13 protein-coding genes are annotated in these 15875 nt (G+C 39.1%); all 13 read left to right on the top strand.

The features are described 5' to 3' along the window. The first annotated feature begins 64 nt into the window (after positions 1–64). Positions 65–898, top strand: a complete 834-nt coding sequence (locus O3598_RS02020; protein WP_005383883.1) for an Mrp/NBP35 family ATP-binding protein — start codon at positions 65–67, stop codon at positions 896–898. A gap of 93 nt (positions 899–991) precedes the next feature. Further along, on the top strand, positions 992–2392 hold the full coding sequence (locus O3598_RS02015) for an anion permease (protein WP_227068099.1): 1401 nt from the start codon (positions 992–994) through the stop codon (positions 2390–2392). Between the two features lie 135 nt (positions 2393–2527). Beyond that, on the top strand, positions 2528–3826 hold the full coding sequence (locus O3598_RS02010; protein ID WP_371451563.1) for a M18 family aminopeptidase: 1299 nt from the start codon (positions 2528–2530) through the stop codon (positions 3824–3826). Between the two features lie 293 nt (positions 3827–4119). Further along, positions 4120–7566 (top strand): pyruvate carboxylase, encoded by a 3447-nt coding sequence (locus O3598_RS02005; protein ID WP_005383880.1) that lies wholly within the window; start codon positions 4120–4122, stop codon positions 7564–7566. A gap of 169 nt (positions 7567–7735) precedes the next feature. Continuing rightward, positions 7736–8209: a transcriptional regulator NrdR gene (gene nrdR, locus O3598_RS02000; protein WP_005379058.1), complete on the top strand. Its 474-nt coding sequence runs from the start codon at positions 7736–7738 to the stop codon at positions 8207–8209. A gap of 9 nt (positions 8210–8218) precedes the next feature. Continuing rightward, the gene (locus O3598_RS01995; RefSeq protein WP_005383878.1) at positions 8219–9145 is read left to right on the top strand and encodes a dipeptidase; all 927 of its coding nucleotides are present in this window, start codon (positions 8219–8221) and stop codon (positions 9143–9145) included. After that, complete coding sequence (gmhA, locus tag O3598_RS01990; RefSeq protein ID WP_005381034.1) at positions 9145–9714, top strand: D-sedoheptulose 7-phosphate isomerase; 570 nt, start codon at positions 9145–9147, stop codon at positions 9712–9714. The genes O3598_RS01995 and gmhA overlap by 1 nt, the downstream gene beginning before the upstream one ends. 42 nt (positions 9715–9756) lie before the next feature. Further along, positions 9757–11235 (top strand): D-glycero-beta-D-manno-heptose-7-phosphate kinase, encoded by a 1479-nt coding sequence (rfaE1, locus tag O3598_RS01985; protein ID WP_371451561.1) that lies wholly within the window; start codon positions 9757–9759, stop codon positions 11233–11235. Then, positions 11232–12197 (top strand): ADP-glyceromanno-heptose 6-epimerase, encoded by a 966-nt coding sequence (gene rfaD, locus O3598_RS01980; RefSeq protein ID WP_060807074.1) that lies wholly within the window; start codon positions 11232–11234, stop codon positions 12195–12197. Before rfaE1 ends, rfaD begins: the two co-directional genes overlap by 4 nt. Before the next feature lie 51 nt (positions 12198–12248). Further along, positions 12249–12749: a D-glycero-alpha-D-manno-heptose-1,7-bisphosphate 7-phosphatase gene (locus O3598_RS01975; RefSeq protein WP_316584961.1), complete on the top strand. Its 501-nt coding sequence runs from the start codon at positions 12249–12251 to the stop codon at positions 12747–12749. A gap of 51 nt (positions 12750–12800) precedes the next feature. Then, a complete protein-coding gene (locus O3598_RS01970; protein ID WP_371451559.1) occupies positions 12801–13820 on the top strand; it encodes a glycosyltransferase family 9 protein in 1020 nt (339 codons plus the stop codon). After that, positions 13820–14857 (top strand): glycosyltransferase family 9 protein, encoded by a 1038-nt coding sequence (locus O3598_RS01965; RefSeq protein WP_371451667.1) that lies wholly within the window; start codon positions 13820–13822, stop codon positions 14855–14857. The genes O3598_RS01970 and O3598_RS01965 overlap by 1 nt, the downstream gene beginning before the upstream one ends. 3 nt (positions 14858–14860) lie before the next feature. Then, positions 14861–15844, top strand: a complete 984-nt coding sequence (locus O3598_RS01960; protein ID WP_371451557.1) for a 3'-5' exonuclease — start codon at positions 14861–14863, stop codon at positions 15842–15844. The last annotated feature ends 31 nt before the right edge of the window (positions 15845–15875 follow it).

Genomic DNA, 15875 nt, shown 5'->3' with positions numbered 1-15875 from the left:
TGAGATAATAATTTTCTAACTATATATTGTTGAGGGAAGTCCTCGAAGAAAGTAGGTGTTTACTATGGGTTGCGGTAGCAGCAGTAGTGATTGCAATAGTTGTCCATCCAAATCCGCAGGTTGCGGTGGTGCACAACAGCCTCAAGATATGACGGCGCCATTGCATGAATTGAGTTCCGTTAAACATGTTATCGGTGTTGTATCCGGTAAGGGTGGTGTAGGTAAATCCTCCGTTACAAGCTTGATGGCCTTAACGATGGCTCGTAAAGGTTATAAAGTAGGTATTCTTGATGCTGATATAACTGGTCCATCCATTCCTAAGATGTTTGGTATCAAAGAAAAGGCTTACGCTGACGAAGTTGGTATGTATCCTGTTAAAACTAAGCAATATGGGATTGATGTAATGTCCGTTAATTTATTGCTTGAAAACGATACAGATCCTGTTTTATGGCGAGGTCCTATTTTGGGCAATGTAGTAAAACAATTCTATAGTGATGTTATTTGGAAAGACATCGATTATTTATTCGTTGATATGCCACCAGGAACAGGTGACGTAGCGATTACAGTTTACCAATCCTTGAAACTGGATGGTATCATCATTGTTACATCTCCTCAAGACTTGGTATCCATGATTGTTGAAAAAGCAGTTAAGATGGCTGATTTAATGCAAGTGCCTATTATTGGTGTAGTGGAAAACTACTCTTACTTCCATTGTCCAGATAACGGTAAGGATTACCAAATCTTTGGTGAAAGCCACATTGAAGAAATCCTCCAAAAATACGGTCTTTTATTGTTGAATCGTTTGCCAATTGATCCAAACATCGCAAACCTTTGCGATAAAGGTGATATTGAGTCTATCGACAAAACAAATTTAGAGGATGTATCTTTGCCTGAGTAGGATATATATGACGATGAAAGCTGTGCATAGTTTTAGATGTACAGCTTTTTTCATACAAAGTTTAATTTTTTTTCCTATGTAGGAGGTATGTGTATGAAAAAACTGTTAAATTGGATTATTCCAGCGGTCTTTGGTATAGGCCTGTGGTTTATTCCAACACCAGAGGGTTTAACACCTCAGTCTTGGCACTTATTCGCCATCTTTGTTGCTACTATCGTAGGCTTTATTACGCAGCCATTACCAATTGGCGGTGTATCTATCGTTGTTATCACTGTGGCTGCACTCACAGGTACTTTGAAAATCGGCGAAGCTATATCTGGTTTTGCTAACTCTGCTATTTGGCTAATCGTAGGTGCGTTCTTATTCTCTCGTGGCTTTATTAAAACTGGTTTAGGTAAACGTATTGCGTATAATTTGATTGCTGCTTTTGGTAGTAGTTCCTTGCGTTTGGCTTATGCATTAGCATTATCTGATTTAATTTTAGCTCCAGCAACTCCATCTAATACAGCCCGTGTAGGTGGTGTTATCATGCCGATTACTACAAGCTTGGCAAAAGCTTTCGGTTCTGAACCTCAAGATGGACCTCGTAAGATTGGTTCCTTCTTGATGCAATCTATTTATCAAGTGAATACGATTACATCTGCTATGTTCCAAACATCCATGGCGGGTAATACATTGGTTGCAGCATTGGCACTTCAATCCTTTGGAATTGGCATTACTTGGGGGGATTGGGCTATGGCAGCCATTGTTCCTGGTATCATTGCATTAATCATTATGCCGTATTTCATTTACAAAGTATATCCACCTGAAATTAAAGATGCTCGTGAAGCGCAACAAATGATTAAAGAAGAGTTAAAAGGCCTTGGTAAAATGTCGTTCCAAGAATGGGTTATGCTAGGCGTATTCGTTTTAGCTTTAGTGTTATGGGCTACTTCTCAATTCACAAAAATTGATGCTACCACTGTTGCATTCTTAGGTATTTCTATTTTGCTTGCTACTAGCGTTCTTGTTTGGGACGATGTTAAAAGTGAAAAAGGTGCTTGGGATACATTGGTTTGGATGGGCACATTGATGGGCTTTGCTGGTTTCTTGTCCAAATTAGGTTTCATCAAATGGGCTACAGTACTTGTAGGCGCTTATATTCCAGAAGGTTCTTGGATTATTGCCTTCGTTATTGCTGTACTTATTAATACATATTCCCACTATGTATTCGCATCCTTAACAGCTCATATTTCTGCCATGTTCGTAGCATTCTCCGCCATTGCGATTTCCGCAGGTGCACCACCAATGTTGACATTGTTGATGATTGCATTCACATCTAACTTGTGTATGTCCTTGACTCACTATGCAGCAGGTCCTTCTCCAGTAATCTTCAACACTGGATATGTTCCTCAAAATGCATGGTGGAAACTCGGTTTCTTCTCATCTGTTATCAACTTAATTATCTTTGTAGGATTAGGTTCTATCTGGATGAAAGCAATCGGTATGTGGTAACATACAATTACATAAACGTATACGATTATGTATACATGACGCCGTCCCTTGTGGGACGGCGTTTTTGTGATACAATGGCAATAGATTATGTATATTACATAACAATTTGCATGTAATAATTAAGTAGGAGGTCATATGAAATTTGATAATCCTCAATTAATAAAATATATCAAAGGATGTACATCTCCGTATCATACGGTAGATACTAGTTTGCAACTATTATTAGATGCAGGATTTACAGAGTTATCATTAGAAGAACCTTGGAATTTAACATCTGGAAATTATGTGGTTAATGTATTTGGTACGACATTATTTGCCTTTCACATAGGCGAGGACTATCGTCATTCCTTACGCATTGCATCGGCTCACACAGATTTTCCTGCTATACGGGTCAAGCCAAATCCTATTACAGATGTAAAAGGGTACACAAAGCTCAATGTTGAAATGTATGGTGGATTAATTCAAAATACTTGGTTAGATCGACCTTTAGGTGCGGCGGGGACCGTTGTTTTAAAAGGTGAGACCCCATATGATGTTGATTCTGTTCTATTTGATACGAAACGGCCAATCGCTATTATTCCTAATTTAGCAATTCATATGAATCGTAATGTGAATGATGGGGTAGCATTGAATCGACAAAAAGAAATGTTACCTATCATCATGATGAAACCAGATGGGGATACGACAAAATCTGAGGATGAGGTATGGAATCAATTTTTAGCAGACGAGATTAATTGTGATTCATCTGAAATTCTATCCTATGAAATTACACTCTATCCTGTAACAGAAGGAGCATTAGTTGGTACAGATTTCGATTTCATTAGTTCTCCAAGACTTGATAATTTAACGTCTTGCTTCGGTGTTCTTGCGGGTATTGTAGAGGCAAAGAAAAATAAAGTTGACGGTATTCGCTGTGCAATCCTATTCGACAATGAAGAGGTGGGTAGCCGTACTAAACAAGGCGGAGCAGGAATGTTATTGCCAAACTTATTAGAACGTGTGTATCGCAGTTTAGGATTAAGCCGTGATGATATGGATCTAGATGTGGCTCGTGGATTCATGATTTCATCTGATGTAGCCCATGGATTGCATCCAAATTATCCAGAGAAAAATGATATTACCAATTTCCCGGTACTCAATGGAGGCGTTACATTAAAACAGGCCTGTAGCCAATCTTATGCAGGCGATGCAAAGGCTATTGCCATTGTGAAAGGCCTTTGTGAGGAAGCTAATGTAGCCTACCAGATTTATGTTAATCGTTCTGATATTCCGGGCGGCTCAACTGTAGGTTCTATTTCATCAGCTATGTTACCAATGCGGACGATGGACATTGGCTTACCATTATTGGCTATGCATTCCGCTGTTGAAACGATGGGGGCTCGTGACCAAGAACAATTGAATCATTTAATGCAACATTTCTTGGGTGATGAATAAATTACATAAATATAATCTTATTCCACATCCGGTGTATGGAAAAATACATATGAAAAATTAATGAATAGAATAATTTCTATATTAGGTTAAATAATTTATAAATATAACCATATTGATGATTAATGCTTTTAATATCTGAAAATTATTGTATAATATAAGTATATTTGATTCATAATCGGATATCAAAAAAAGTGATAAATGTTTAAGTAAAACATGTATTTCGATATACTTATATACAATGTATATCAATGCACACAAATCTATCATTCGATAGGACTCGGTAGGAGGCAATTATGAAGAAAATTAAATCCGTTTTGGTAGCCAATCGTGGCGAAATCGCAATCCGCGTATTTCGTGCATGTAACGAAATGGGTATTAAAACAGTAGCTATCTATTCTAAAGAAGACACATTGTCCTTGCACCGTAACCAAGCTGATGAAGCATATTTGGTTGGGGAAGGTAAAAAACCAGTTGATGCCTATTTGGATATTGAAGATATCATCCGCATTGCTAAAGAGCATGACATTGATGCTATCCATCCTGGCTATGGTTTCTTATCCGAAAACGAAGAGTTCGCTCGTCGTTGCGGTGAAGAAGGTATCATTTTCATTGGACCTCACGTAGAACATTTGAATATGTTCGGCGACAAGGTTAATGCTCGTACACAAGCTAAATTGGCAGATATTCCAATGATTCCAGGTTCTGATGGGGCATTGCGTGATTTTGCACAATTAGAAGAATTTGCTGAAACTCACGGCTATCCATTGATGATTAAAGCCGTAAACGGTGGTGGCGGTCGTGGTATGCGCGAAGTTCACCGCAAAGAAGATTTACGCGATGCTTATGACCGCGCTAAATCCGAAGCTAAAGCAGCATTTGGTGATGACGATGTTTACGTAGAAAAACTCATCGTTGAACCTAAACATATCGAAGTTCAAATCTTGGGTGATGAACATGGCAATGTAGTTCATTTACATGAACGTGATTGCTCTGTACAACGTCGTCACCAAAAGGTTGTTGAAATGGCACCAGCTTTTGCATTGCCATTAGAAACTCGTAAAGCCGTATGTGATGCAGCCGTAAAAATCATGAAAAATGTTGGCTACGTTAATGCTGGTACTGTTGAATTCTTGGTAACTTCTGATGGTTCCTTCTATTTCATCGAAGTTAATCCTCGTATCCAAGTAGAACATACCGTAACAGAAATGATTACGGACATCGATATTGTTCATTCTCAAATTCGTATCGCTGAAGGCTATGATTTGCACAGCCCAGAAATAGGCATTCCTGAACAAGATGAAATTCCTTGTAAAGGTACTGCAATTCAATGTCGTATCACTACAGAAGATCCTAAGAACAACTTTATGCCAGATACTGGTAAAATCTTAGCATATCGTAGTTCCGGCGGCTTTGGTATTCGCCTTGACTCTGGTAATGCTTTCACAGGCGCTGTAGTAACACCTTATTATGATTCCTTGCTTGTAAAAGCAACTGCATTTGGTCCTAACAACGAAGAAACTATTCGTAAAATGCTTCGTTGCTTGAAAGAATTCCGTATTCGTGGAGTTAAAACAAACATTCATTTCTTGATTAACGTTCTTGAAAATCCTGAATTCCAAAGCGGTAACTACACAGTTAACTTCATTGAAGACCATCCTGAATTATTCGAATTAAAACCAGATCGCGACCGTGGTACTAAATTGCTTCGCTACATTGCGGATACTACAATCAATGGTTACTCCGGTGCAGGCCCTCAAGAAGTGCCTGATTTTGAACCAATGCAATTGCCATCTAAATTAGATGTATCTCCTGCACCTGGTACAAAACAAAAATTCGACGAATTAGGTCCAGAAGGCTTCAGTAAATGGTTGGCTGACCAAAAACAAGTATTCTTTACAGATACAACATGGCGTGATGCTCACCAATCCTTATTTGCTACACGTTTGCGTACCATCGATATGGCTCGTGTAGCTGGCGATGCCGCTAAAGGTGTACCAAATCTATTCTCCTTAGAATGTTGGGGCGGTGCAACATTTGACGTATCTTATCGCTTCTTGCACGAAGATCCATGGGAACGTTTGCGTATGTTCCGTAAAGAAGTGCCTAATACATTGCTTCAAATGTTGATTCGCGGTGCTAATGCCGTTGGTTATACATCCTATCCTGATAATGTAGTTCGTAATTTCATTCAATTGTCCGCTAAAAATGGTATCGACGTATTCCGCGTATTTGATAGCTTGAATAGCCTTGACAATATGAAGGTTGCTATTGATGAAGTTCGCAATCAAAATAAGATTGCTGAAGTTGCATTGTGCTACACAGGCGATATCCTTGACAGCAATCGTCCTAAATACAATCTTGATTACTATGTAAAAATGGCAAAAGAATTGCAAAATGCTGGTGCCAATATCATTGCTATTAAAGATATGGCTGGTTTGTTGAAACCTCAAGCTGCATACAACTTAGTATCCGCTTTGAAAGACGCTGTAACAGTACCAATTCATTTGCATTCTCATGAAGGTTCTGGCAATACGATTTACTCCTATGGCCGCGCTGTAGATGCTGGTGTAGACGTAATCGACTTAGCTTACTCTGCATTTGCAAATGGTACAAGCCAACCTAGTATGAACTCCATGTACTATGCATTGGCAGGTACAGAACGTCAACCACAAATGAACATCGACTACATGGAAGAAATGTCTCATTACTTCGGTAGTATTCGTCCTTACTACAGAGGCGTTGATAAAGCTGAAAAATATCCAAATACAGAAGTATACCAACATGAAATGCCAGGCGGTCAATATTCCAACTTGCAACAACAAGCTAAAATGGTTGGACTTGGTGATCGTTGGACAGACATTAAAAAAGTATATCACCAAGTTAATATGATGTTTGGTGATATCATCAAGGTAACACCTTCTTCTAAAGTCGTTGGTGATATGACATTGTACATGGTACAAAATAATTTGACTGAAAAAGATATCTATGAAAAAGGTGATACTCTTGATTTCCCTCAATCAGTAGTAGAATTCTTCGAAGGTCGTCTAGGTACACCATATCAAGGGTTCCCTGAAGAACTTCAAAAAATTATCTTGAAAGGTGCTCGCCCTATTACTGTTCGTCCTGGTGCTGTATTACCTCCAACTGATTTCGAACATGTTCGTAATGAATTAAACGAAATGGGTGCTAATACTACTGATGAAGATGTAAGTGCATACTGCTTGTATCCTAAAGTATTTAAAGACTACACTAAATTTACTAAAGACTTTGGTAATGTATCTGTACTAGATACACCAACATTCTTCTTTGGTATGAAACGTGGTGAAGAAATTCAAGTTACTATTGAAAAAGGTAAAACATTAATTATCAAGATGAATGGTGTATCCGATCCTGATGAAGATGGTAATCGCATCGTTCTCTTTGAATTCAATGGCCAACCACGTTCTATTAAAGTTCATGATAAACATGCTAAAACAACTGGCGTTGTTCGTCGTAAAGTAAATGAATCCAACCCTGGTGAAATTGGTGCTACGTTGTCTGGTTCTGTTGTTAAGATTCTAGTTAAGAAAGGTCAATCCGTAACTAAAGGTGAACCATTGATCGTAACAGAAGCGATGAAGATGGAAACAACAATTACAGCTCCTATCGGTGGTATCGTTGAAGAAATTCTTGTTCGTGAAGGCAGCCGTATCGAATCCGGTGATTGCTTGTTACACATTGAAGATGCTATTAAACGTTAATTTCATACGATGTAGCGCGTAAGTGCATAAAAAAGTCCCCCATATAATACTCTTTTGTATTATATGGGGGACTTTTCCTACTAAATATGGTACTATATAAGGTATAAGAAAATAGGCGTATTGTGCCTTTTTCATGATTACTGACTGATTAGAAAAGGAGTATTAGCTAATGAGATGTCCTTATTGCCAACATACAGACACGAAGGTAACAGACTCAAGAACGACAGATGAAGGAAATAGTATCCGTCGTCGTCGGGAGTGTATTAATTGTGGACGCCGCTTTACTACTTATGAAATCATCGAAGAAGTACCACTCATGGTAGCAAAGAAGAATGGTCGCCGTGAATTATTTGACCGTGGTAAATTGTTAAATGGCTTGTTGCGTTCCTGTGACAAACGAACAGTGCCTATGTCCGTTATGGAAGAAGTGGTCAATAATGTAGAGCGAGACATTCGCAATGAAGTAAATCAAGAGATTTCTACAGATCGTATTGGTGAACTTGTACTACAACAATTAAAAGATATTGACCAAGTTGCCTATGTACGTTTTGCTTCAGTATATCGTAAGTTTGATAATATTGACAGCTTTATGGCTGAACTTAAAGCATTAAAAAAATTAGATGCTAAAAAAGCAAAGAAATAGCGTGAATATATGATTGATTTACATTGTGATACGATAATGCAATTAATCGACCACCCTCATGATGGTGATTTATTTTCTAATAACTGGAAAATTGATATTGAGCGCCTTATCAAAGGGCATAGTCGATTGCAGGATTTTGCATTATTTGTAGACTTAGAAGAACAAGACGATTCGTATGGTAGATATGAATCTATGCGCCAATTGTTCGATAGTCAGATACAAAAATATAGCGACTATATCAGTCATGTGCGTTCTTATGATGATATTACAGCGTGTTATGAAAATCATAAAGTAGCTGCTTTATTATCCATTGAAGAGGGGGGAGTTCTTGGAGGCGATTTAGCTAAGTTAGACAAGGCTTACGCTGATGGTGTTCGACTTATTACATTGACCTGGAATTACCCTAATGAATTGGGGGAACCTAATACTGGAGATTCTCATAAGAAATTGACTAAAACAGGCATTGCATTTGTAGAACGGATGCAAGAATTAGGCATGATTGTTGATTGTTCTCATCTTAATGATGGGGGAACAGAACAATTAGGTGATATTCTTGATGTGCCTTTTATTGCATCTCATTCTAATGCGCGAGAAGTGACAGCTCATCGTCGTAATTTGCCGGACCACTTGATTCGTCTAATTGGCGAAAAGGGTGGCGTTATTGGTTTGAACTTTGCTCAATCCTTCTTAGGGACTTCACCCATCAGTCGCATCGATGATATTGTGAAGCACGGATTGTATATCATCAATAAGGGCGGTGAAGATGTAATCGCTCTAGGCACTGATTTTGATGGTATCAAGCCAAATACAGAAATTGAGGATATTTCAGATATGCATCGTTTGTATGATGCATTTAGAGGCGCCGGGCTTTCAGAAGAACAAACGGAAAAACTATTTTGGAAAAACGCGGATCGCCTACTAAAGGAGATTTTATAATGACAGATATAAATCCAATCATTGCGGATCGATTTACAGACCATCTTGATGTGTTTAGTAAAACAATGGATCAGATGGATGTTATTCAAGAAATTGCTAACCGCTGTATTGTGGCTTTGAATAGTGGCAATAAAATTTTATTCTGTGGTAATGGTGGTTCCGCTGCGGATTCTCAACATCTTGCAGCAGAACTTATTGGACGTTTTAAAAAAGAACGCCGCTCTCTTGCATCCATTGCGCTTACCACAGATACATCTATTTTGACAGCTGTTGCCAATGATTATGACTATGATGCAGTGTTTGCGCGTCAAGTTGAAGGCTTAGGCCGTTCTGGGGATGTACTTATCGGTATTTCCACATCTGGTAATTCAAAAAATGTTGTGAAAGCCGTGGAAATGGCACGAAATACAGGTATGCACACGATTGCTTTCACCGGTGAAGGTGGCGGTAAATTGGCAGAATTATGCGATCTTACACTAGCTATTCCAAGTACTGTTACAGCGCGTATTCAAGAAATGCACATTTTAGCTGGTCATATCATTTGCGAACTTATTGAAGAAGATTATTAATCGAGATAGGGAAGAAATCACAGATTTCTTGAAAGGGGACCTATGATTACAAAAACAGTAAATGAGTTTTTGACAAATTCATTACCGAACCTAAACATTGCAGTTATCGGTGATGTTATGGTGGATCGTTATGTATTTGGCGATGTGAGCCGTATTTCACCAGAGGCTCCTGTGCCGGTCAATCGCGTATCCTCTGTGAAAGAAGTGCTTGGCGGGGCAGGTAACGTAGCGTCTAACTTAGCCAATCTCGATTGCCATGTCTATTTAGGGGCCGTAGCTGGTGTCGATGACCATGGTAGAGTGCTCGATAACTTATTGGCCGCTGATCATATTGATACATCCGGTCTCATCCATGATGAAAGTCGGTCTACGATTACTAAAATGCGTATTTTAGGTGACCGTCAACAAATGATGCGCCTCGATTTTGAAACGATTACACCTATTACAGCTGCTGAAGAAGAACAATTAATCAGTTGGCTAGAAGAGCTTTGTCAACGTGGATTACAAGGCATCGTCATATCCGATTATGGAAAAGGCGTATGTACACCGACATTGTTGCAACATGTATTCAAGTTGGCGAACACTTACCAAGTACAGACCATCGTAGATCCTAAGGGTGCTGATTGGTCCAAATATAATGGTGCTACATGTATTACACCGAATGTAAAAGAATTGGGTGAATCCTTAGGTCGTGTGATTTCGAATGATGATGCCTCAGTTATTGAGGCGGCTAAGGAAGTACTTAATAAGGTTAATATTAAATATATTATCGGTACTCGTTCCGCTAAGGGTATTACCGTTGTGGCTAAGGATGGTAGAACTTGGCATAATCCAGCAACACAACAGGATGTATTCGATGTGAGTGGCGCTGGTGATACGGTCGTAGCTATGATGATTTCATGCTTAGCCAGTGGTTTATCCATGCGTTTAGCCCTACATATTGCTAATGGCGCTGCTGGCATCGTCGTATCTAAGGTGGGAACATATCCAATCCATCGCCAAGAGTTGATTGAGTTATGGCGCTCTGTACGACAATTGACAACATCTAGCCCATTATATACGAAAGAAGAAATGAAGGCGTTAATCGATAAATGGCAAAGCATGGACGAAACCGTCGTATTTACAAATGGTTGCTTTGATATCTTGCATCGAGGTCACATTACGTATCTACAAGAGGCGGCACAACTTGGGGCTCACCTCATTATTGGACTAAACTCTGATGCATCTGTTAGACGTTTAAAGGGTGAAACAAGACCTATCGTATCCGAAGAGGATAGAGCAGCCTTATTAAGCGCCTTACAATGTGTAGATGGTGTTGTCCTTTTTGAGGAGGATACACCTGCCGAATTATTAGCATACTTACGCCCTAATATTCTTGTTAAGGGCGGCGATTATAAAAAAGAGGAGATCGTTGGTAGAGAATCTGTAGATGAAGTAGAGGTACTTTCATTTAAAGAAGGATACTCCACATCGGATATCGTAAAGAAAATAGCTATGATGGCTAAGGAGGGGAAATTATGATTATTGTAACTGGTGGTGCCGGTTTTATTGGTAGTAATATTGTGAAAGCCTTAAACGAACGCGGTCGCAATGATATTTTAATCGTTGATGATTTAACAGATGGTCGTAAAATTCGCAATCTCCAAAATTTAGATTATTTAGATTACATTGACTGTGATGATTTTGATGCTGCCATTGCAGACGGCACATTCAATGTAGGTCCTATTGAAGTCATTTTCCATGAAGGTGCATGTGCAGATACGATGGAATACAATGGCAAATATATGATGAAGAACAACTACGAAGGTTCCAAAAATCTATTCCACTATTGCCAAGATCGTGCTATTCCATTTATCTATGCATCCTCTGCATCTACGTATGGCAATGGTACAAATGGCTTTGTAGAAAAGCCAGAAGCAGAAGAAGCTTTAAATCCGTATGCATATTCTAAGCTATTATTTGACCGATATGTACGTAAATTTGAAGGCGAATATACAGCACAAGTGGTAGGTTTGCGTTATTTCAATGTATTTGGTCCTAATGAAGCACATAAGGATAAAATGGCATCTCTTGTACGCCAAATGTTCTATAAGAACCAAGAAACAGGCGTTATCAATTTGTTTGAAGGCACAGATGGCTATGAAAATGGTGGTCAAACACGTGATTTCATCTATGTCAAAGACGTGGTAAATGTAAACTTCTATTTCTGGGAACATCCTGAAATTTCTGGTACATTCAACTGCGGTACAGGTCACGCACATAGCTTCAATGAATTCATGCAAGCTGTTATTGACTATAATGGTAAAGGTCGCATTGAATACATTCCGTTCCCAGAAGTGTTGATTGGTAAATACCAAAGCTTTACCGAAGCTGACACAACAAAATTATTGGCGGCTGGTTATGATAAGGGATTCACGCCATTAGCTGATGCCGTAAAAGAATATTGTGAATTATTAGATAATAACGAAGGTTACTTGCGTTAATTTGTTGTGACAGATTAATGTCAATTCTTTGATAATTGTAAAGGATGCAGTATGAGAAAGGTGTTATTCCTCGATAGAGATGGGGTTATCAACAAGGATGTTTCCTATCTCTATAAGATAGCGGATCTACAGTGGGTTGATGGTGCAAAAGAAGCATTGAAATTAGCCCATGATTCTGGTTATGAACTTATAGTCGTAACAAACCAAAGTGGTGTGGCACGAGGTTATTATAAGGAAACCGATGTACAAATCCTACATGATTATATGGGGAATGAACTGTTTAAAGCGGGTGCACCTATTTTACATTTCTATTATTGCCCACATCACAAGGATGGCACTGTAGAACGCTATGCTGTCGATTGTAATTGTCGTAAACCAAAGCCTGGTATGATTTTGCAAGCTATCAAGGATTTTGATGTTGATGTTGAACATAGCTTTCTCATCGGTGATAGCCAACGTGATGTAGATGCTGCTGAGGCTGCAGGGGTAAAGGGATATCTGTTTACAGAATCCAATCTATTACATTTCATGAAAAAGATTTTAAATCATTAATTTTTGAATGAACCACATTTGTGTGTATTCTTCGTTCATAGAGGGGTTATTATGAAGGACTATTCCAATATACTCATTATAAAAATGAGTTCCTTAGGTGATGTCATTCACGCATTGCCAACATTATATGCATTGCGCCAAAATTTGCCGCACGCAAAAATTACCTGGGCCATACATGAACAATTTGCGAGCCTCTTGCCAGGTACCCCTTGGGTGGACGAAGTAATTATCATCGATAAGAAACAATTAAAATCGCCGTCTTATTTATGGAATCTTCGTAAAGAACTACATAGTCGTCATTTCGATATGACCTTAGATTTACAATGTATCGCCAAAAGTGCCATTGTATCTCTACTATCGGGTTCTCCTGAGAAATATGGCTATTGGGAACTTCGCGAGGGCAGTCAATTAGTTAATAAAGCTCTAGTAGGAGCTCATAAATATGATCACGTTATTGAGCGTTATCTCGATACGGTACGTGCCTTAGGTGGCGAAGTGGACGGTGTGGAATTTCCCATGCCTCATGACCATGCAGCAGAAGGGAAGATTCGCAACCGGCTATCCGAACTAGGTGTAACCGATGATTACGTTGTCGTTGTACCTGGTGCTCGATGGATTGTTAAGGAATGGCCGTTATTAAATTTTGGTGAATTATGTATTCGCCTTTGTGAAAGTGGTAAAAAGGTGGTCATTGCAGGTTCGTCTGATGATAGTGAAAAAGGTCAATTTATAGAAAACTATGTGAAGAGCGATAATCTCATTAATTTAGTTGGTCAAACGACCATGGCTGAGTTAATTGAGTTGATTCGTCACTGCCATATTTTTATCAGCGCTGATACGGGGCCTTTACATATCGCAAACGCGTTAAAGAAACCATTAATCGCGTTGTTTGGTACGACATCACCGCATAGAACGGGTCCGTATGGGGGCAGTCATGTGCATCTTATTATTTCCCCTACATCTAAGGCTACACCTGAACAGCCGCTAGTAGATGATCCCGACTGTATGGCACAAATTCCAGTAGATGCGGTATGGGATGTGTATTCTGAAATGTTGAGAAAGGATTTATGATGGAACTTGATTATAAACGTATTGTCGTAACCTTTCTCATGCATTTAGGTGATGTAGTATTAACGACTCCATTTCTAGAGGTGTTGCGTAAAGCAGCACCTCATAGTCATATCACCTATGTGATTGATGAAAAGTTACAAGATGTGATGAAATACAATCCTTATATCGATGATTTGATTACGGTCGATAAAAAAGGACGTCATAATAGCATTAAAGGGTTAAATGAGATCGCTCGTCGCATTAACGACCAAGGTCGTCCAGATATCGTTATCAACCTGCATCCTAATGAACGTACATCATATTTGGCATGGAAAATTCACGGTAAGGTAACGACAGGGATGAGTCATTTCCTATTTAGACCATTTATGACGAAATATACCCGTCTTGATCGCAAGACACGTCATGCCGCTGATATGTACATTAACGTATTAGAGCAATTAGGCGTCACCGACGTAGCTAATCACGGATTACATATCGAGACTAGTAAGGAATGGAATGACGAGGTATTCCGTTTTTATAAAAGCCAAGGCGTTATGCCTCGTGATAAGATTATTGGTTTTAATATTGGCAGTGCAGTGCCTGAAAAACGATGGCCCGCAGAGCGCTTTGCAGATGTAGCCGATTATTTTGGCAATAAAGGGTATAAAACTGTATTCTTTGGGGGCCCCATGGATTTGGACATGGTAAAACCTGTTGTAGAACAGATGAAGACGTCGCCAATCGTGGCTACAGGTGCTTTTAAATTGGGCCCTTTAGCTGCGGCCATGAAATGGTGTGACTTGCTGATTACGAATGATTCTGGACCTATGCACGTAGCCATTAGTCAGGGTGTTCCTATCGTAGCCCTTTATGGACCGTCTAATCCATTTTTCTATGGTCCGTACCAAGCAAAATCTATTGTACTTGAGTCGATGGACCATTATGAAATTGGTAAAAGCATGAAACAGGTTATTAAAGAAGGCAAGTACAAAGGTATTTCTGTTATTACCGAAGAACAAGTGATTAAGGCAGCTGAAATATTACTGCAGGAATCGTAAGTTATGGATTATATTATTTTTGATTTAGAGTGGAATCAACCATATAGCAACGACATTAGCTTTATGAAGCGAGCACGGATGCCGTTGACCGGTGAAATCATTCAAATCGGAGCTATTAAGCTCAATGAGAATTTAGAGATTGTGGATTCGTTCACAATGTATGTAAAACCTAAATATTTACCACATATGCATAAGCATGTAAAGGCCCTTACAGGCATCACCAATCAAGATTTAAATCGAGGTGTCCCATTTAGGGCGGCCTACAGTCATTTTCAACAATGGTGTGGCAAGGATTATATGCTCCTATCTTGGGGCGCTGACGATATTCTTATATTGCGAGAAAATTTATTGCTCCATAAATTAAAGAGTATCGACTATGATTCTTGGGCGGATGCACAGATGCTATACAGCTATCAACGATATGGCACGACACAACAGTACTCTGTAGCTCATGCTATGGAGGATTTACATATATCATCTGAAGCATTATCTGCTCATAATGCACTTCACGATGCTATATTTACGGCACATATCTGCCAAAAGCTAGATTTGCCAACAGCATTATTGCATTATGATTCCATACGGAAAGAGGCGCCAAATCCATTTTTATATCCACCGGGTTTGACCTTCTTTATGTACGATAACTTTCAAGAAAAGAAACGTATCGTTTATGATAGACGAGTGCGACTATCCTTTTGTCCCTATTGCCAAAGTCGGTTGGAAACGACACGTCCTGAGCGGATACAAGGAGATAAGCATTTATCTATAGGCATTTGTCCGAAACACGGAGAATTTGCCATTCAGTTAAAGGTAGGAAAATATACGATTAAGTCGGGAATTACCAAGTTTTATGTAACAAAGGTATTGAGTCATAGTACTGATGAAATCGATAAACTATATAGAGAAAAATCGGAAATTAACCGAGAGAAAGAGCGGCTCTACTATGAGCGCCGTCAAAAAGAATTATTAGAAAAATCAAAAGCATAACACTCGATATACTGTGCTGTATGCTTATATA

The organism is Veillonella atypica (genome assembly GCF_041431435.1).
Classification (GTDB): domain Bacteria; phylum Bacillota; class Negativicutes; order Veillonellales; family Veillonellaceae; genus Veillonella; species Veillonella atypica.
The sequence above is the reverse complement of the archived record's forward strand: the minus strand, read 5'-3'. Positions and strand labels throughout refer to the sequence as shown.